This is a genomic window from Herpetosiphon sp. NSE202 (assembly GCF_042688385.1).
GTDB lineage: Bacteria > Chloroflexota > Chloroflexia > Chloroflexales > Herpetosiphonaceae > Herpetosiphon.
The window spans coordinates 47,691-66,795 of sequence record NZ_JBHUPY010000020.1 but is presented as its reverse complement, the minus strand read 5'-3'; the positions used below and the strand labels follow the sequence as shown (position 1 = coordinate 66,795).

The following is a 19,105-nucleotide window of genomic DNA, read 5'->3' as shown; positions in this document are numbered from 1 at the left end:
TAGACAAGGAACACTGCATGTCAATCAAACCGACCAAGTACATTTGGATGAACGGCGAATTGGTGGAATGGGAAAAGGCCACGGTGCATGTGATGAGCCATGCGTTGCACTATGGTTCATCGGTTTTTGAAGGCATTCGCGCCTATAACACACCCAATGGCCCAGCTTTTTTCCGTTTGCAGCCGCACCTGCGCCGGTTGTACGATTCGGCCAAAATCTATCGCATGCCGATTCCTTTTGATCAAGCGCAATTGGCTGATGCTTGTCATGCAGCGGTACGCGAAAATGGCTTAGATTCGGCTTATCTGCGGCCCTTGGCTTGGCGTGGTTATGGCGTGCTGGGTGTAAACCCGCTGGCAGCGCCGGTTGATGTGATGATTGCCGCTTTGGAATGGGGAGCCTATCTTGGCCCCGAAGCGCTAGAATTGGGCGTTGATGTGTGCGTTTCGTCGTGGAATCGCACAGCGCCAAACACGATTCCAACCATGGCCAAGGCTGGCGGCAACTATCTTTCCTCGCAATTAATCGTGATGGAAGCAGCGCTCAACGGCTACGCCGAGGGGATTGCGCTCGATGTCAATGGCGTGTTGAGCGAAGGCAGCGGCGAAAATCTGTTCATCATTCGCGATGATGTGATTTATACCACGCCGGTGACGGCGGCGATTCTGCCGGGCATCACCCGCGATAGCGTGCTGACCTTGGCCAAAGAATTTGGCTATGAGGTGCGAGAACAAGCCCTGCCGCGCGAAATTCTCTATCTTGCTGATGAAATGTTTTTCACTGGTACAGCCGCCGAAGTTTCGCCAATTCGCTCGGTCGATGGCGTGCAAGTTGGTGAAGGCAAACGCGGGCCAATTACCACCGTGTTGCAAGAAGCCTTCTTTGGCTTGTTCAACGGCAAAACCGCCGATAAATGGAACTGGTTGGAGTATTTGCGATGAGCATTCGCTACAGCAGCGACACAGTAATCAACGGCGCGCAATTTGTGGCTGTGCTGAATGCCTCAACCCTTGGCGAACGCCGTCCGGTCGACGATTTGGCGCGCATGCAAGCGATGATCGACAATGCCGATTTGATCGTAACGGCGTGGGATGGCGAAAAGCTGATCGGCGTAGCCCGCACAATCACCGATTGGAGCTATGCCGCCTATCTTGCCGATTTGGCGGTTGACCAACGCTACCAAAAACAGGGCCTTGGCCGCCAGTTAATTGCGCTTACCCGCGAAAAACTTGGCGAACAATGTTCCTTAGTGCTCTTAGCAGCACCCGCCGCCGCCGATTACTATGCCAAAGTCGGCTTCGAATCGATCACAAACGGCTGGCAAATCAAACGAACACGTTGAGGATGCCGAAACCGCGAAGAGCGCGAAGAAACGCAAAGTTAAGGCTGAAGAAAAATAAAGTCTCAATTTAACGCAGAGGCGCAGAGAACGGAAGGATGAGAAATGCAAATACTTGGAATCAGAATCCTTAGTTATCTTCGTGTTCTTCGCGGTTTCATTCGTTAGTTCTATGCTAGAGATTTGGGGTTAGCGGCAAAAAGGGGAAACTGATCCCCAGCCCCTGACCCCCGACCCCTACTATACATTTGGAGAACCACAATGGCCAAGACATTATTTGAAAAAATCTGGGATGCGCATGTTGTTCAAGCTGCTGACGCTGAATCGCCAGCAACCTTATATATCGATTTGCACTTGGTGCACGAAGTTACGTCGCCGCAAGCTTTTACGATGTTGCGTGAACGCGGCTTGACCGTGCGCCGCCCATCCCAAACCCTCGCCACGATGGACCACAGCACACCAACCACGCCGCGCGGCGCTGATGGCATTATTCCCGTAACCGATGAAATTGCCCGCAAACAATTGAATCAGTTGATTCAAAATTGTAGCGATTTTGGTGTGCCGCTCTACAACTTAGGCACAGAAAACCAAGGCATTGTGCACGTAATTGGGCCAGAACAAGGCTACACCCAGCCTGGCATGACGATTGTCTGTGGCGATTCGCATACCAGCACCCACGGCGCATTTGGCGCATTGGCCTTCGGCATTGGCACCAGCGAAGTTGGTCACGTCTTGGCAACCCAATGTTTGTTGCAGCAAAAACCGCAAACTGCCGAAATTCGCATCGATGGCACGCTGCGCGCAGGCGTAACCGCCAAAGACATTATCTTGGCGATTATTGCCAAAATTGGCGTTGGCGGCGGCACGGGCTATGTGCTCGAATACACTGGCTCGGCGATTCGCGCCTTGTCGATGGAAGAACGCATGACCATCTGCAATATGTCGATTGAAGGCGGCGCGCGGGCTGGCTTGATTGCACCCGACGAAACCACCTTTGCGTGGCTGAAGGATCGCCCGTATACGCCCAAGGGCGAAGCATGGGATGCGGCGGTTGCCTATTGGCGCACATTACCTAGCGACGAAGGCGCAACTTACGATCTACAAGTCGTTTTGAATGCAGACGAATTGGCTCCAATGATTACCTATGGCACCAACCCGGGTATGGGCATTCCGGTGACAGGCAACGTGCCAGCTCCCAGCGATTTGGCTGACGATAGCCAACGCATGGCCTTGGATAAAGCCTTGAACTACATGGGCTTGCAACCAAACCAACCCTTGATTGGCCAAAAAGTCGATGTGGTGTTTCTTGGCTCCTGCACCAACTCGCGGATCTCCGATTTGCGGGCAGCCGCTAAGTTGTTGGATGGCAAAAAAGTTGCCGATGGCTTGCGCATGTTGGTCGTGCCCGGCTCACAACAAGTCAAGCGTCAAGCAGAAGCCGAAGGCTTAGACCAAATTTTCCGCGCGGCGGGCGCTGAATGGCGCGAAGCTGGCTGCTCGATGTGTATCGCCATGAACGGCGATCAACTGCAACCTGGCCAATATGCGGTCAGCACCAGCAACCGCAATTTTGAAGGTCGCCAAGGCAAGGGCGGACGAACCTTCCTCGCCAGTCCATTGACCGCCGCCGCCACCGCCATCAACGGCCATATCGTCGACGTGCGAGAAATTTTATAGAAGTATGAAGTATAAATTATGAGGGATGAATAGTATCTTGATGATATTTATGAATTCAATCATACTTATTCATAATTCATCCCTCATATTTCATAATTACATAGAGGTTAACATGCAGCCAATTAATACATTTCAGGCCAAAGCAGTGGCCTTGCCAATTGAAAATATCGACACCGACCAGATCATTCCGGCGCGCTATTTGAAAGTTACCGATAAAAATGGCTTGGGCGAAGCGCTGTTTACCGACTGGCGCAGCGAGCCAGATTTTGTGCTCAACCAACCTTATGCTCAAGGTGCTGGCGTGCTTATTGCAGGCCATAACTTTGGCTGTGGCTCCTCGCGCGAGCATGCGCCGTGGGCGTTGCAAGGCTTTGGCTTCCAAGCAGTCATCAGCACCTATTTCGCTGATATTTTCAAAGGTAACGCCTTGAAAAACGGCTTGTTGCCGATTGTGGTCGATGCCCCAACCTTGGCGCGCTTGACCGAGCAATGCTTAGCCAACCAAACCATCGAGGTGAGCGTTGACCTTGCCAACCAACAAGTGCATGTCGCTGACGAAACCATTAGTTTTCCAATTGATGCCTTCTCCAAGCATTGCTTGTTGCATGGAGTCGACCAATTAGGCTATATTCAAGCCCAAGAAGCTGCAATTCAAGCCTACGAAACCAGCCATGCCGCCCGCGTAAACACCGTTGGAGCATAATGAGGCTTGGATAATGTTCCCTCACCCCCAACCCTCTCTCCCACAAAAATGCGGGCGAGGGGGAGCACCCGTTTTTGCAAGAATCACGGCGTTAAAGCCCGTTGGACGGGAGCGGGGTCGGCGGTGGAGCGTTCCCTCACCCCCCAGACCCCTCTCCCACAAAAATGCGGGCGAGGGGGAGCACCCGTTTTTGCAAGGATTTTTGCAAGAATCACGGCGTTAAAGCCCGTTGGACGGGAGCGGGGTTGGGGTGAGGGGATCTTAACAACCTACCCTTGAAAGCCAGCCCCCTCTCCCACTGGACGCGGGCGATGAGGAGCATCGATGGATGGTCAATGAATCATGCCAAAACCATCAAGTGAAGCCCCTCGCCCGCTCTGTGGGAGCGGGGTTGGGGTGAGGGAACTCCACCGCTTGTTGGTTAAATTAGCAAGGAGTGTTTTGATGCAAGCAACAATTGCCTTATTACCTGGCGATGGCATCGGCCCCGAAGTCGTTGCCGAAGGGGTCGAGGTGCTCAAGGCCGTGGCTGAACGCTATGGTCATACTTTTACTTTCAGCGAAGGCTTAATCGGTGGCTGTGCGATCGATGCCCATGGTACAGCATTGCCAGAAGCCACCGTCGAAATTTGCAAAGCTGCCGATGCAGTGCTGCTTGGCGCGGTTGGCGGCCCGAAATGGGATGATCCCAAAGCCAAAGTTCGGCCAGAACAAGGCTTGTTGGGCATTCGCAAAACCTTGGGCCTGTATGCCAATTTACGGCCTGTCGCCGTAACGCCAGCCTTGGCCAGCCGCTCGCCCTTGCGCCCCGATTTGGTCGAGGGTGTCGATATGCTGGTGGTGCGTGAATTAACTGGCGGGATTTACTTTGGCGAAAAAACCAGCTTCTACATTCGCCCCGACGAAGAGCAAGCAATCGATACCTGCATCTACACGACCAGCGAGATCGAGCGCGTAGTGCGGCGGGCCTGCGAGTTGGCGCGTGGTCGGCGTGGCAAAGTGACCTCGGTTGATAAAGCCAACGTGCTCGAAACCTCACGCTTATGGCGGCGGGTAGCGAGCCGCGTGGTGGCCGAAGAATTCCCCGAGATTGAGCTTGAGCATATTTTGGTTGATGCTTGCGCGATGCACTTGTTGCGCCGCCCCGCGGATTTCGATGTGATTGTGACTGAAAATATGTTCGGCGATATTCTGACCGATGAGGCTTCGATGTTAGCTGGCTCGTTGGGCTTGTTGCCATCGGCTTCGCTCGGCAAAGGCAAAGCTGGTTTGTATGAGCCAATTCATGGCAGCGCCCCAGATATTGCAGGCAAGGGCGTGGCTAATCCCTTGGCAACTATTTTGAGCGTGGCTTTGCTGTTGCGCTATTCCTTGGGCTTGAATGCAGAGGCTGAGGCAGTTGAAAAAGCTGTTTACGCAACGATTGATGCAGGCATTTTGACTGGCGATTTGGCTCCTGCTGGCCAAGCTCGCTCGACCAAAGAAGTTGGCGCTGCTGTTTTGGAGCGCTTGGGCTAGAATTAATTACGCCCCGAGTTCAATGGCGAGCAAGGGGCGTTTGAATTTTAGCGTTGTTGGCCGAGTAATTCGTACAACCCCAAAATCCCCAAACCTGTGCCTTCCCAGGTAAATTTGGCTGCTTGACGTGGGCCTGCCTCGGCCAAGGATTGGCAAAATTCTGGCTCGGTTAATACTTTTTGCAAGGCCGCCGTCAGCGCTCCCGTAGCGTGAGGATCGACCAGCAAGGCCGCGTTGCCAGCAATTTCCGGCAAGCTCGAGATGGTCGAGGTAATCACTGGCGTTCCACAGGCTTGGGCCTCGACAATCGGTACGCCAAAGCCTTCATACAGCGAAGGATAGACCATCGCCGTTGCGCCACTGTAGAGCTTGGGCAAATCGCTGTCGCTGACAAAATCCAAGAAGATGACTGATTGGGAAAGGCCATAGCGTTGGACTGCCGCATAAATTGGCTCGGCCAACCAACCACGTTTACCGCCAATCACCAAGGGCTGACTACGCAATTCGGCGGGCAATTTACCAAAGGCTTCGATCAAACGCTCAACGTTTTTGCGTGGTTGCACCGTACCAACATTTAGAAGATAACGTTCGGGCAAGCCAAGCCGCTGGCGCATTTCAGCAATTTCTGCTTCAGGCCGAGGGTAAAAATCGCTACCACTGCCTGAATAGACAATTGTTGATTTATCTGGCGCAGTACCAAGCAAGCGCTCCATATCGGCTTTGGTTGCTCGCGAATTAACGTGAATATGGTCGGCGCGACGAATATTGCGCGGCACCACTCCACCCAAATAGCGGCGCAATTCTGGCGGCGCAGTTTCGGGATGGATGATATAGGCAAAATCGTGAATCGAGAGCAGGGTTTTGGCCGTGGTTGGCGGCAGCACAAAATCGGTGCCATGAACCACATCAACCGCGCCAACAATCCGTTCAACCGCCAAAGGCAACCGCAAACGCTGCCAAAGAATCGTCAATAAGCGCTCGGTAATGGGAATTGGCCGCGGCGTGATATTGGGCAAACGCCGTTGAAGCTCATGCAAAGCCTGCATCTGAGCGCTTTTAGGGTCAAGCCCACGCGCTGCATACCACAACGAAAAGCGATGTTGAGGCGCTGCCTGCGCGGCAACTTGGGTTATTTCGCGTACAAAGCGGCCAATTCCACCGCCTTGACGCACTGCTGCATTGTAATCAATTGCTATGTGCATAAGTTAAGAGCATAGAACATAGAGCATAATCAGTTTGAATAAGAATTTGTGTCCCCTCACCCCCAGCCCCTCTCCCACGGGACGCGGGCGAGGGGAGTTTGGTTGGGTGGTCTGAGCGTCTGCGTTAAAACTCCCCCTTCGTGCCCTTCGCGTTCTTCGCGGTTTCAAAACTCGCCTTCGTGCTCTTTGTGCTCTTCGTGGATCAGCTTGCTGCCAAAGTTTGGCTAATTTGCTCAAGGTGCAATTCGCCGTGACGGGCATAGTAGCGCGCAATTTGCTCAAGCGTTACTTCGCCATTCTCTGGATGCCATGCAGTGCGCTCAAAACTGGCGAGATCAAGCGAGTTGACCAAGGTTGCGGCGCGTTCTTGCAAGCCCTGCAAAATCAGCAACGACGGCTCGATTGAGCCAATGCTATCGGCGGTCGTCACCCACGTATCTTGCTCGAATGGCTTGAGGTTTGGATGCTCTTCCAACAGCAACAATTTCATGCGAATAAACAAATTCATCTGCGCATCGGCAAGATGATGAATATTTTGGGCAACTGTCCATTCGTTCGCCAGATAAGGCGTATTCAATTGCTCAAGATTCAAGCGATCGACCAACGCATGCAACTGGGCTGGCAAATGCAAAATCGTTGCTACAAGCGCATCGCGTTCGGTAGCAGTTAACATGGATGGCTCACTTTCGTTTGCTGAAGAGATACAACACTAAGCCCAAAATCACGATGCTCCAGTAGTTGATGATGCGATCGAGAAAGGCGACGGCGGTGCTAGTGGTTTGGCCCACATCAAACAACATCATCACGCCAGCAATTCCAACTTCGACCAAGCCCAAGCCACCAGGCAAGGCTGGCACGGCGGTTAACAACGAGCTAGCCAAAGCCACGAAAATAATGGCTGATAATGATAAGCCTAAGCCGCCCATCGCTTCAATCACAAAAAATAATCGCATCGACTCGCCCAACCAAACGACGATCGTCAACAGCAATAACACTGGCAAGCGTGAAGGTCGGAACGATGAAAGTGTGCCTTCCTCGAAACGAGCATAGAAATCGTGAAAGCGTTTTGGCAAGGCACGGCGAATCAACGGGCTAAGATAGCGCATCGACATCAAGCCAATCACCAACAAAATTGTCAAAACGATGCCAATGATAAAGAGCCGTTCCGTCCAGCTATTGAGATGGCCGCGAAAAACCAACAAGCCCGAAACCACCAGCATGCCAAACAGCACAATCATATCGACGATGCGCTCGGCGAAAATCGTGCCCAGCGTGCGCGAGAACGAAGCATCACCGTTTTTCTTGACCAAATAGCCGCGATAGGCATCGCCTAATTTGGCTGGCACAACACAGTTGGCAAACCACGAAAGCCCAATAAACTCGCTGAGCGGCCCAACTCCGGCCCAACGCTTGCGGGCTTGAGGGCTATCGACCTCGAAGCCAGCGCTGCGCAAAATAATTCGCCAACGTAAGGCACGCACTGGAAAAAGACCATAAAAAACAAGAAAGCCAGCAGCATACAGCCAAGGATTAGTCTGGCCGATTTGCCGCCACATATCGGCCAAGTTAATATCGGCCCGCCAAAAAGCAAAGCCAAGAATCGCAAAGGCAATCCCAAACGATGCCAATGATTTAATGTTCAGAAATTTATCGCGCAGCGAAAAGCCGCTCGAACGAACATCGGCCAAATCTTCGGGCATTTGATCAGCAGCTAAAGGTGCTGCTTCAGCCGCCTGTTCAACCAACTGCTCAAGCGCTTCGGTTTCAGCAGGGCGCGGTAAGCCTTGGTCGGTTTGCTCAGGGCGTAAACTCGGCGTATTAGCGTGAGATTGCGATTTCATAATGATCCAATTGTGTATAACACTAGGCCAAATGCCAGCATCGGCGAACGATCTAGCAATCGTACTCGCTTTTGTACCAATGCCAATAGCGCTCTAGGCCATCCTCAATATCGGTGGTTGGCTTCCAACCGAGCAATTGTTGCGCCTTGCTGGTATCGGCAAAGGTAATTGGCGGGTCGGCAGAGGATAAGGGCTTGGCTTCGATAATTGCTTCAATGCCCGTAATTGCTTGCAGTGTATCAATAAAGCTGCGCAGCATTACTGGGGTTGAGTTGCCAAGATTAAAAATATCAAAAGCCCGATCGCTATCGAGCACCGCAATCACCCCCGAAACAATATCGTCAACGTAGGTCCAATCGCGGTAGACATCAACCCCGCCATTGTAAAGCACAATTGGTTCTTGCTTGCGCATGGCCTCAACAAAAATCGTTGGGGTCATGTCGGGGCGGCCTTTCGGGCCATAGACCGTGAAGAAACGCACCACGCGGGTGGGAATTTGGCTTTGATAATGGAAGGTGTAGGCCAGCAATTCGGCGGCTTTTTTGGTGGCCGCATACGGCGATAAGGGCTGATCGGTGGCTAAAGCTTCGTGCCATGGCGTTGGCGCAAGCCCATACACCGACGACGTTGAGGCCTGCACAAAGGCTTGAATGCCATATTTAATCGCTGCCTGCCAGACGTTAACCGAGCCTTCAACATTAACTGCGCTATACAACGCCGGGTGTTGCAACGAATAACGCGGATTGGCCATGCCCGCCAAATGGGCTACATGGCTTGGGCGATGGTGCTCAAACAAAGCCAATAAGCTGGCAGGATCGCGCAAATCGCCTTCCCAGAGCACAAAATTGGGGTGCTTGAGCAAATCGGCCACGTTGCGCCGTTTGCGTTCGGGGCTGTAATAGTCGTTGAAATTATCGAATGCAATGACACGTTCGCCACGCTGCAACAGTGTTTCGCACAAATGCGAGCCAATAAAACCCGCACCACCCGTTACTAAATATGTCATGCACGCCACCCTTGGCGCTGTGTCAGAACCACACATAAGGCCCACACCGCGCTCAAATGAATTCCAAAATTCAATACATGGAGATTATCAAAAATGTTGTGCAACTGAATGGCGGTTATGATACCACAGCAGCCAATCGCTACCATCTGCCAAACCGTGCCGCGCGTCGCTTGAATTGCCAAATAGGCTTGGCGATAAACCGCCGCAATCAGCACCAAATAGGCCAGCAAACCCAACAAACCAGCTTCTGCCGCAATATGAATGTAGTAGTTGTGCGAGTGGCCTTGCGATTCCGACCAGCGGCCAACAAAAAATTCAGGATAAGCCCGATTGAAGTTGTCGGGGCCAACGCCCAGCATCGGATTGGCCAGAAACATATTTGCCCCTGCTTGCCAATGGGCCATGCGTTCGACAACTGCAAAATTTTCATCGGTTACGGTTACGCGCCCAGCATCAAAAATGCGCAGATTGTTGGTCAGGCTGCTAATTCGCTCGCTAATGACCGCCGGAAATAGCTCTGGCTGGCTGATAATTGCCAATAACAACACGCCGCCAAGCCCAATTAATGGCAAGGCGCGTCGGCGATCAACCGCCAGCAGCATCACCGCCAGCGCTCCCATAATCCCAATCCAAGCCCCACGCGAAAAACTCACGCCAATTGCCGCCAGAATAATCAGGCTTGCGCCGCCGCTCAAGGCCGCGCCCAGCAAATAGTGCCAGCGTTGGCGTTGCTGCCACCAAAACCAGAGCAAACCCAAGGCCACGCTCAAGGTTAAAGGCCACATCAACTCCAAAAAGCCAGCAAAGGTATTGGGTTTACCAATCGTGCCATAGGCGCGCACGCTTTCGCCAATTGCAAACGGGCCAGCGCCTAGCCGATATTGCTGAATGCCAATCAGCGCCTCGATTACGCCAACCGCAAACATCACCGCAATCAGACCAATTGCCCGCTTGGGCGTGGTAATCGTGGCAACCGTCACCACAAAAGCCAGAAAAGCCATAAACCAACGCACCACTTGCTTTAAGGCATCAACCGCGTTGTATTCGGTCAGGCCCGCCGAGAGCAGCAGCGCCATCAAAAACAGGCTCCATGGCACCAGCAAGGTTGTATCGATGATGATTTTACGCTGCGCCATGCCATATAAGAGCCACGCCCCCAGCGCCATGATGCCAATCACATGGGTTGCGCTTAGGCCAAGCGGAAAGCTCAGCAACTCTTGAATCATGACGGTGGCAACGGTTAAGCTCAGGCCTACCGCTGGCTGAATCAGCATGCCAACCAACAACATGCCACAAATAATTAATGTTGCTGCTTGGGCAAATGGCAGCAGGCTGATGATGGCCACTCCTGCCAACCCCAAGCTTGCCAACAGCCAATCTAATGGCTGTACGGCGCGCAAAGTTAATGCTCGACGCTGCATGGCGTTGCGTGGCTCCTCTCTAACGCTTGTTGGGTATCCCAAAAGCCCGAGTCATCCACACCGATGCTCAGGGCGCTTGCTAAGCGAAACTTGGGCTTATTGAATTTCGCCACGTTTGCGTAATTGCTCAGCAAACCATGGAATGGTTTTTTCCAAGCCTGCTTGCAAGGTCACTTGTGGTTCCCAATCCAAAACCCGTTTGGCTTTGCTAATGTCTGGCTGGCGATTTTGTGGATCGTCCTTGATGCGAAGTTCAGGTTTGACAACCGTGCCAGCAGGATTGTTGGTAATTGCATTGACGATTTCGGCAAACTCGCGCATGTTGAACTCGTGGGGGTTGCCAATGTTAACTGGCTCAACCTCATCGGAGAGCAACAAGCGATACACGCCTTCGACCAAATCGCCCACGAACTGGAACGAACGGGTTTGCAAGCCATCGCCGTAGAGGGTCAGCGGCTCGCCGCGCAAGGCTTGTTGAATGAAGTTTGGCACAACCCGCCCATCAGCCAAGCGCATGCGTGGGCCGTAGGTGTTGAAAATCCGCACAATCCGCGTTTGCACGCCGTGGTAGGTGTGATAGGCCATGGTCATGGCTTCGGCAAAGCGCTTGGCTTCGTCGTACACGCCGCGCGGCCCAATTGGGTTCACATGGCCCCAATAGGTTTCTGGTTGTGGGTGCACTTGCGGATCGCCATAGACTTCCGAGGTTGAGGCGATCAAGAAGCGCGCGCCTTTGGCTTTGGCCAAGCCCAGGGCATTGTGGGTTCCCAAAGCTCCTACCTTGAGCGTTTGAATCGGCAGTTCAAGATAATCGATTGGCGAGGCTGGCGAGGCAAAGTGCAACACTGCATCGAGCGGGCCGGGCAAGAAAATATAGTTGGTCACATCGTGGCGAATAAATTGAAAATCGTCTTGACCAACTAAATGGGCAATATTTTCCGGATTGCCAGTGATGAAATTATCCATCCCCACAACCGAATGGCCTTCGGCAAGAAAACGCTCACACAAGTGTGAGCCTAAAAACCCTGCTGCTCCCGTGATCAACACGCGCATCGTGAACTCCTTCAAACAGAATATCGGCGCAGAAGTCGCCCTATTCTAAACGCAGATTGCTTGGCTGAATATTAAGTATTTCTAAGCGTTGCTTCGATGAAGCATGTGCTTATTCATTGGCTGCCGATTCTGATTCTAGCTCAGGATCGGGGCGTTTTTTGCGCGCCAACAAACCGCGCCGTTTGAGGCGGGCACTTTCACTTTCTTTGCGATAATCGACCAGCTTGCTTTCTTCGGTCATGCGGTCGGTAAACATAATCCCATCAAGGTGATCAAACTCGTGCTGTGCAATATGCCCAACTTTGTAATCTTCAGCGGGAATATGCCGCAAGCGTTGTTCGCGACCTTTGAGATCGTAATATTTGATCGTGACCCATTTGTTGCGTGGCACTTTGGTGTAGCGGCCTGGCATGCTCAAGCAGCCTTCTTGCAACATATGGGTTTCTTCGCTGGCCTTAACAATCTCTGGGTTGACCATAACATACAAAACCGCAGGCGCAATTTCGGTGCGCTCGCCAGTTTCTTCGTCTTCTTCATATTGGGCTGGCTCTTCGATTACCACCACGCGGCGCGAAACCCCAACTTGGGGCGCAGCAATGCCCACCCCACGGGCCTCGCGCATGGTTTCAATCATATCATCAACCAAGCCCGCTAAGCTTTGGTCAAAACTGGTAATGCGCTTGGCCTTGGCTCGCAAGACCACTGCATCGGTTGGATCTTCTATCTGCAATACCCGTCGTACTGCCATGGGATAACCTCCTTATTGTTGCTAGCGTTCATTATAGCACCCTCATTTCTTAATCTGATCTTTACATACTGATGAGTTGGGCTTGACATGGCGTGGCTAGACTAGCGGCTGTGTCCAGTTGAAGAATGGTGTGTTGCCAAGTTGGAGGGATATTCCATGACCAGCCATGATCAGCGTGCAGAGCGCAAAAGTATTTGGCACGATTTATTAGAACGTCGGATTAATCGCCGGAGCCTTGTTGCGACTGGTGCTGCTGCCGCTGCGGTTGCCGCCTTGCCGTTGGATCTGCAAACTGCTGAAGCTGCCCAATATAACGCTCCAACGTCGGTTCCAGCCTTGGCCCAGCGTCAAGCCCAAGGTTCCTTGCCATTCAAGCCAATCAGCACCAGCCTTGCCGACGATTTGATTTTGCCCGAAGGCTTTCGCTACGATTTGTTGGCCCACCGTGGCCACGATATGGGCAATGGCAATCAGTTCGGCGAAAATGCCGACTTCTTGGCCTTCTTCCCAATCGATATGCTCGAAAAAGGGCTTGACCAAACTCGGCCTCAATTTGGCTTTACCCGCAGCGATTTATCGAGCAGCGATGGCTTGTTGCTGGTCAACCACGAATATATCAACCCGATGTTTATCTCAGGCTACACTGGCTCGGGCGCAAAATCGGGCGATCAGATCAACGCCGAAAAGCATATGGTTGGAATGAGCGTAATTCGGGTCAAGCGCAACAGCGATGGCCGCTGGTATTTCGACCAAACTGATGCCGCTCACAACCGCCGCATCGACGCAACTACGCCAATTACCCTGACGGGCCCTGCTGCCAACATCGATGGCGGCCCAATCGCGATTGGCTCACTTGGCAATTGTTCAGGTGGCGTAACGCCTTGGGGCACGGCACTCAGCTGCGAAGAAAACTTCCAAGATTATCCCAATGCTGCGCCAACTGGCTACGGCTGGGAACCAGAAATTTATGCCAAGCGCCACTATGGCTGGGTCGTCGAAGTTGACCCATTCGATAAAAACAGCACGCCACGCAAACACACCGCCTTGGGTCGCTTCCGCCACGAAAATGTGGCCGTGCGGGTTGGCGGCGACGGCACGGTTGTGGCCTATATGGGCGACGACAAAGCCGATTCATGTGTTTATAAATTCGTGGCCGAGCGCAAATTGACCAACTTAGCCGATCGCCCAGGCAATATGCAAATTCTCGAAAGCGGCCAACTCTACGCCGCCGACTTTGCCAATGGCAAATGGATTTTGCTCGATTACAACAGCCAAAGCGCCTTGCAAAGCGCCAAAGATAGCAAAGGCAACTTGCTCTTTACCTCGCAAGCAGATGTGCTGGCCGATGCCCAAGCGGCAGCCATGGCGCTCAAAGCCACGCCAGTTGATCGCCCAGAAGATATTGAAATTCACCCACTTGATGGCAGCGTTTACGTGGCCTTGACCAACAACACTGGCCACGGCAACTTCCACGGCCAAATTGTGCGCTTGGCCGAAACCGATGGCAACCCCGCCGCCATGAGCTTCGATTGGAGCATTTTTGCGGTTGGTGGCTCGCAAAGCGGCTTCTCATCGCCCGACAACTTAGTGTTCGATGGCGAAGGCAACTTGTGGATGGTAACCGACATCTCATCATCGCGCACCAACAAAGGCATCTACAAATTCCAAGGCAACAATGGTCTATTTTTCTTCCGCACTAGCGGCCCCGATGCAGGCATCGCCTTCCAATTTGCATCAGGGCCAGTTGAATGCGAACTGACCGGGCCATGCTGGTCGCCTGATGGCCGCACCCTGTTCCTCTCAATTCAACACCCAGGCGAAGAATCCAAGAGCCTGACTGAATTGAGCAGCCACTGGCCAATCGGTGGCAACGAAGTTCCACGTTCAGGGGTCGTCGCCATTACTGGCTTCAAGCGCTAGAACGTAGATCGCAGCTATAGCGTAGCCTCCAATGGGGTGGGCTGCGCCTTTGTTTGATTTGGGAGTTTAGCCATGACCATGCAAGAGTTTTTGGTGCACGAACAGACGTTGTTGGGCGCTTTGGATAGTTTTGGCGGAACCTTGGTGCGCACCCGCCCCCAACTGGCCGCCGATTACAATGAATATCTCGACGATTTTGCCCAACGCTGGCTCGATAGCGGCTATCCCAACGAGCTGGATAGCATTTCAACCTATTGGGTGCAGGCCTATTTGAGCAGCCTCAGCCTTGCCGAACGCGAAGTTGCCAAAGCAGCCTTGCACAGCTTTTTCGATTGGGCCATCAGCCAAGCGCTGATCGAGAAAGCACCCTTGGGCGGTGGCTATCTTTCGTGAATTGATCTCCTCACCCCCCAACCCCCTCTCCCACGCAGCGGGCGAGGGGGAGCCTTGAATTGATCCTCTCACCTCCAGCCACCCTCGCATTCACTGGGAGAGGGGCTTTAACTTCATGGTTCTTGCGGAATTCATTGGTGAACAGTAGCTGCTCCCCTCGCCCACATTGTTCTTGCGGAATTCATTAGTGAACAGTAGCTGCTCCCCTCGCCCGCATTCCGTGGGAGAGGGGCTGGGGGTGAGGGAACGATATACAATTGCCTCAAGTGCCCGCCTCGCGTACAATCGCCCTATGCATGAACGCTGGCATCGCTGGTTATATAGCCGCTGGTGGTATGCGGCGGCGCTGCTGTATCTGGCCGCTGCATTAATCTGGCCCGCCCTTGGCAAACGCTCAGGCCCAACCAGTCGCTTGGTTGAGGTGCTGATTTTGCTGGTCTGTGTCGGGCGTTTTTGGTTGCCTGCAATCCAGCGCCCACATGCGGCGTTGGCCAAAGGCTGGCGAATTTTGGCCTTGCAATGGGGCATGTTGGCACTTTATCGCGGCTTGGGCGGCACGCTCACGAGCATCAAAGGCCTAAGCCAAGTTGTGCTACCAATTATTGTCTATGTGCCAACCGTGGTAATGGCTGGGGCATTTTTTGTGAGCCTGCCATTTAGCCAGCGCCGCCGCAGTAGCATTGTGCTCGACTGGTTTGGCTTGAGCGTTGGCTTGATGATCATTACCACGATTGCGATTCGCCAAGTTGTGCCCAACGTTGCTTGGTATGATGGCCTATTTGTCGGAGCCGACCTTTCATTGCTCTACGCGCTCGATCTGATTCGCCAGCAACAGCCAAAGCGTTGGCAAGCCTTGTTTCGCCAGCTCAGCAGCGGCATTTTGGCCTTGAGTTTGGTCGATTTGGCTTGGATTTTCGACCGCAGTAAATTAGTTGGGTTGCCAATTGGAGCGTTATATTGTGTTGCTTGGCTGATATTGGCCCAAGCTGCGGCAATTCATCCCAACGATACTAGCCCGCTCAGCAATCAACTAAGCATCGATACGCTTGCCAAACGCAGCATTCCATATGTGATTTTTTTGGGTGGCTTGGGCTTTACAATTGCCACTGGTGAGCTGCGTTTTGCGCTTTTGCTGCTGCCATTATTGTTGCTGCGCATCAGCGTTGAGATGAGCGAAGCCCAACAACTTTCGCTGCGGCTCGAACAAGCGCGACGCGAGGCAACCAATGCCCGCGATGAGGCCGAATTTCTGCGCGAACTGCTGCGCTCATCAATTCACGATTTGCGTTCGCCAATCGATGGCGCAACAGGCTTAATCAATGTCTTGGAGCGCCAACCGCAACGCATGCAATTATGGAATTTATTGCGGGTGCAAATTGAAGATATTGGTCAGCAAATGCACGATCTGTTGGATATTGCGCGCGCCCAAACCAAAGCTATGCTGCACCAAACTCCGGTTGATTTGGCTGAAATCTGTAGCGCTGAAATTGCCCGATTAGAAGCCAGTGCTGCTTTTGCCCAAAAAGCCAACAAACCGCAAATTCAAGCACGGCTGCAACCAATTCAGGCCCACACCAACCAGCGTTTACTTGGGCGGGCACTGTATAATCTCTTGAAAAATAGCCTTGATCATGGTGGCGATCAGCTGAGTTTAAGCATCGAACTCCATGCTACGAAGATCACGATTCTTATTCACGATAATGGGTCGGGCTTTCCGCAGCATGTACTCAATTTAGAACCAAGCAGCAGCGATGGCGAAGGCTATGGTTTTGGTCTACGCGGTGTTTTGGCCAACCTGAGCTTAATTGGGGCCAGCCTACAGTTGGAAAATCGTCAAGGAGCCTGGGCCTGCATTCAATTGCCACGAAGCTACCTGTAGTAGTTCGTTACATTAACTACCGATTACCCCCTACCGCCCGCGAGATGAGGGGAAATTACCGAATCAGGACTCCCCTCGCCCGCGTTCAGTGGGAGAGGGGTTGGGGGTGAGGGCATTGCCAATCCAATCAACTACTACAGCGAGCGATCTAGGAGGATTTAGCGGTGAAGTATCGAGCATTTGTGGTCGAAGATAGCGACGTTCATGCAACCTTAGCCGAGTTGCTGTTGCAAGAAGCTGGCTTTGAAGTAACGATTTGGCGCTCAATTCGCCAAGCTTGGCAATGGTTTGAGCACGATCAAACCACGCAACCAATGTTGGGCTTGCTCGATATTAAATTGCCCGACCCAAGCTTTCCACGTTTAGAGGGCACGGTGCTGGCAGCAGCAATTAGCGATGCAGTGGCCCAAGCTCGCCATGCGCCAGTACATTTGGTGGCAATTAGCAGCGAACTCAATCCACAGCGCGAGTGGGCAGCCTTGGCAACTGGCTGTAGCGCAGTGCTGCGTAAACCGTTAACGCCGCTTAAAGCTCAATGGCTAGCCGAATTAATCACCCAGCCCGTGCCTGCACTAAATGATGAAATTAGCGCTGTGGCGTTTCGCCAAGGCCAGCTTGATGTGCTGAATTTATTGGAGTTACAGCAGCGAGCAGCTCCACGCTTGTGGAATATCGACGACCTGCGCAATCTTTTGGCGGTGCTAACGACGGGGTTTCACGTGGGCGAGCAAGGGCGGCAAGCAGGCCTCGATCTGCAACACGAATTTGGCGGGGCAACCGCCGCCCATGTTGCCTTGCGCTCATGCTTACCCTTGCTAGAAAGCGATCAGGCGCGCTTGTTGGGGCTGTTATTGCATGGAGTTGCCCAACAAACCATCGCTGGCCGTTTAGGGCTAGGTCGCCGCAAACTTGAGAGCCAAATTGAGCAGCTGTTGCAGCAACTAGCGATTTTGCTGAGCCAACGCTAGTTCATCGCGTGGTGTTCGTCTTCGCGCGAGAGATAATAGGTCATGCTATGCAGCAAGGCCACGGGGTCGATATGTCGTACCCAAACATTATCGGGCGTTTGCACCACCACGGGCGCATAGTTCAAAATACCTTGTACGCCATTTTCAACTAATACATCGACGACTTCTTGGGCACGCACAGCTGGCACGGCTACAATTGCCAAACGAATGCCATGTTCTTTCAAAATCTTGGGCAAATCAGAATCGGGCTGAACGCTGTTGCGGCCTAGCTGCAAGCCAATTTTTGAGGCATCGTTATCGAAAACCCCAATAATATCGATGCCGCGCGAGCGAAAGCCCTCGTAGCGAGCAATTGCCTGGCCAAGCGGCCCGACCCCAACCAGCACCACTGGCCAAACTTCGTGCAAACCCAAAATGCGCCGAATATGGCCCAGCAAATACTCGACATTATAGCCAATGCCCTGTTTGCCAAATTCACCAAAATAGGAAAGATCTTTGCGAATTTGCGCGGCAGTTACCCCAATGCGTTCCCCCAACTCTTGCGAGGAAACCGAGCGAACACCTTCTTCGGCCAAATAACTCAGGCTACGTGCGTAAATTGGCAATCGCCGCACTACAACATCGGGAATTGCGTTGGGGGAGATGTCCATCCCGCACACTCCTTTGAAAACACCACAAAACGAGCCGCTCTGGCCAAGCACCGTTGAGGCTGCTCAAACGAGGCTGGCGCTGCATTGCGCATCTCAATTGATATTGTGAAGTATAGTGCAAACTATGGAGATGTCAAGCGTTTTTAGGCGATTCTAATGCTCCGTTTAGCTAGTGCGATCAATCTATTTTGCAGCTAGCCAGCAATTTGTATTCGCTTTTTGCAGATTATTTGCTATGCAGTTGATGCTCCAGAATCACCTGATCAGCATTATCCACAAATTCAACTTTAACCGCAGGATTGGCCAAGAACAGCAAGCGAGCTTGCAAACCAGAACCAGCAGCAAAATAGAACACATCGCCATTTTTCAAGAAAATTTTAGCCAACTGCGCACTTCGACTTGGCATATAGCCATAGACTAAATAAAAAGGCTCATTTTCAATCGAAACTTGAGAAATAAATGGATCAGTCATAGGCGTTAAGCCATCGATACTAAGCCCTTTGGTATGAAATTCTTGCTGTGTTTGATCATGCCAACCGCTCGTTGAGCCAATCATCAAGCCCTCGGAGGCTTGAAATAAAAATACAAACAGGCGATCGCGTTCTAAACCAGGGATTTCATGAATAACTACATCATTAATCTTGGAATGGCCAAGGATTTGTTCAGCTGTTTGTTCAATTTTTTGTTGGATAACTGGCTCAATGAGCGGAATCGAGGTTGGCTGCGGGGTCGCTGTTTCACAACTCGCAAGCATTAAACAAACAACCAGAAGATAGAAATATTTCAT

The 19,105-nt window shown here is 52.4% G+C and carries 18 protein-coding genes; 9 read left to right on the top strand and 9 right to left on the bottom strand.

The features are described from left to right. The first annotated feature begins 17 nt into the window (after positions 1-17). The 5 genes from ACFMKP_RS21360 to leuB all read left to right on the top strand — a co-directional run bounded on the left by ACFMKP_RS21360 (position 18) and on the right by leuB (position 5,237). Positions 18-941, top strand: a complete 924-nt coding sequence (locus tag ACFMKP_RS21360; RefSeq protein WP_382294903.1) for a branched-chain amino acid transaminase — start codon at positions 18-20, stop codon at positions 939-941. Beyond that, the gene (locus ACFMKP_RS21355; protein WP_382294901.1) at positions 938-1,342 is read left to right on the top strand and encodes a GNAT family N-acetyltransferase; all 405 of its coding nucleotides are present in this window, start codon (positions 938-940) and stop codon (positions 1,340-1,342) included. Before ACFMKP_RS21360 ends, ACFMKP_RS21355 begins: the two co-directional genes overlap by 4 nt. 258 nt (positions 1,343-1,600) lie before the next feature. After that, positions 1,601-3,016 carry a 3-isopropylmalate dehydratase large subunit gene (gene leuC / locus ACFMKP_RS21350; RefSeq protein ID WP_382294899.1) on the top strand — a complete coding sequence of 472 codons (1,416 nt, stop codon included), beginning with the start codon at positions 1,601-1,603 and terminating at the stop codon, positions 3,014-3,016. Positions 3,017-3,128: 112 nt separating this feature from the next. Further along, entirely contained in the window at positions 3,129-3,719 is a 591-nt protein-coding gene (gene leuD, locus ACFMKP_RS21345) for a 3-isopropylmalate dehydratase small subunit (RefSeq protein WP_382294897.1), read from the top strand. Positions 3,720-4,163: 444 nt separating this feature from the next. Then, positions 4,164-5,237, top strand: a complete 1,074-nt coding sequence (leuB, locus tag ACFMKP_RS21340; RefSeq protein WP_382294896.1) for a 3-isopropylmalate dehydrogenase — start codon at positions 4,164-4,166, stop codon at positions 5,235-5,237. Between the two features lie 47 nt (positions 5,238-5,284). Here leuB and ACFMKP_RS21335 read toward each other — a convergent pair whose 3' ends face one another. The 7 genes from ACFMKP_RS21335 to def all read right to left on the bottom strand — a co-directional run bounded on the left by ACFMKP_RS21335 (position 5,285) and on the right by def (position 12,508). Beyond that, complete coding sequence (locus tag ACFMKP_RS21335; RefSeq protein ID WP_382294894.1) at positions 5,285-6,439, bottom strand: glycosyltransferase family 4 protein; 1,155 nt, start codon at positions 6,437-6,439, stop codon at positions 5,285-5,287. Between the two features lie 202 nt (positions 6,440-6,641). Then, positions 6,642-7,112, bottom strand: a complete 471-nt coding sequence (locus tag ACFMKP_RS21330) for a DinB family protein (RefSeq protein ID WP_382294892.1) — start codon at positions 7,110-7,112, stop codon at positions 6,642-6,644. A gap of 7 nt (positions 7,113-7,119) precedes the next feature. After that, complete coding sequence (locus ACFMKP_RS21325) at positions 7,120-8,280, bottom strand: lysylphosphatidylglycerol synthase transmembrane domain-containing protein (protein ID WP_204753931.1); 1,161 nt, start codon at positions 8,278-8,280, stop codon at positions 7,120-7,122. A 52-nt stretch (positions 8,281-8,332) separates the two neighbouring features. Next, positions 8,333-9,286 carry a GDP-mannose 4,6-dehydratase gene (locus tag ACFMKP_RS21320; protein WP_382294890.1) on the bottom strand — a complete coding sequence of 318 codons (954 nt, stop codon included), beginning with the start codon at positions 9,284-9,286 and terminating at the stop codon, positions 8,333-8,335. Further along, on the bottom strand, positions 9,283-10,707 hold the full coding sequence (locus tag ACFMKP_RS21315) for an O-antigen ligase family protein (RefSeq protein ID WP_382294888.1): 1,425 nt from the start codon (positions 10,705-10,707) through the stop codon (positions 9,283-9,285). Before ACFMKP_RS21315 ends, ACFMKP_RS21320 begins: the two co-directional genes overlap by 4 nt. Before the next feature lie 96 nt (positions 10,708-10,803). Then, on the bottom strand, positions 10,804-11,760 hold the full coding sequence (locus ACFMKP_RS21310) for a UDP-glucuronic acid decarboxylase family protein (RefSeq protein WP_054532902.1): 957 nt from the start codon (positions 11,758-11,760) through the stop codon (positions 10,804-10,806). Positions 11,761-11,869: 109 nt separating this feature from the next. Continuing rightward, entirely contained in the window at positions 11,870-12,508 is a 639-nt protein-coding gene (gene def, locus ACFMKP_RS21305) for a peptide deformylase (protein ID WP_382294886.1), read from the bottom strand. 156 nt (positions 12,509-12,664) lie between these two features. Here def and ACFMKP_RS21300 point away from each other — a divergent pair, with 156 nt between their 5' ends. The 4 genes from ACFMKP_RS21300 (at position 12,665) to ACFMKP_RS21285 (ending at position 17,668) form a co-directional block, all read left to right on the top strand. Beyond that, positions 12,665-14,428 (top strand): PhoX family protein, encoded by a 1,764-nt coding sequence (locus tag ACFMKP_RS21300; protein ID WP_382294884.1) that lies wholly within the window; start codon positions 12,665-12,667, stop codon positions 14,426-14,428. Positions 14,429-14,500: 72 nt separating this feature from the next. Next, on the top strand, positions 14,501-14,821 hold the full coding sequence (locus tag ACFMKP_RS21295) for a hypothetical protein (RefSeq protein WP_382294882.1): 321 nt from the start codon (positions 14,501-14,503) through the stop codon (positions 14,819-14,821). A 292-nt stretch (positions 14,822-15,113) separates the two neighbouring features. After that, positions 15,114-16,700 carry a sensor histidine kinase gene (locus ACFMKP_RS21290; protein WP_382294881.1) on the top strand — a complete coding sequence of 529 codons (1,587 nt, stop codon included), beginning with the start codon at positions 15,114-15,116 and terminating at the stop codon, positions 16,698-16,700. Positions 16,701-16,864: 164 nt separating this feature from the next. Next, positions 16,865-17,668: a response regulator gene (locus tag ACFMKP_RS21285; RefSeq protein ID WP_382294879.1), complete on the top strand. Its 804-nt coding sequence runs from the start codon at positions 16,865-16,867 to the stop codon at positions 17,666-17,668. Here ACFMKP_RS21285 and ACFMKP_RS21280 read toward each other — a convergent pair. Further along, complete coding sequence (locus tag ACFMKP_RS21280; RefSeq protein ID WP_382294877.1) at positions 17,665-18,318, bottom strand: redox-sensing transcriptional repressor Rex; 654 nt, start codon at positions 18,316-18,318, stop codon at positions 17,665-17,667. The genes ACFMKP_RS21285 and ACFMKP_RS21280 overlap by 4 nt on opposite strands. Positions 18,319-18,544: 226 nt before the next feature. After that, positions 18,545-19,105: a hypothetical protein gene (locus ACFMKP_RS21275; RefSeq protein WP_382294875.1), complete on the bottom strand. Its 561-nt coding sequence runs from the start codon at positions 19,103-19,105 to the stop codon at positions 18,545-18,547.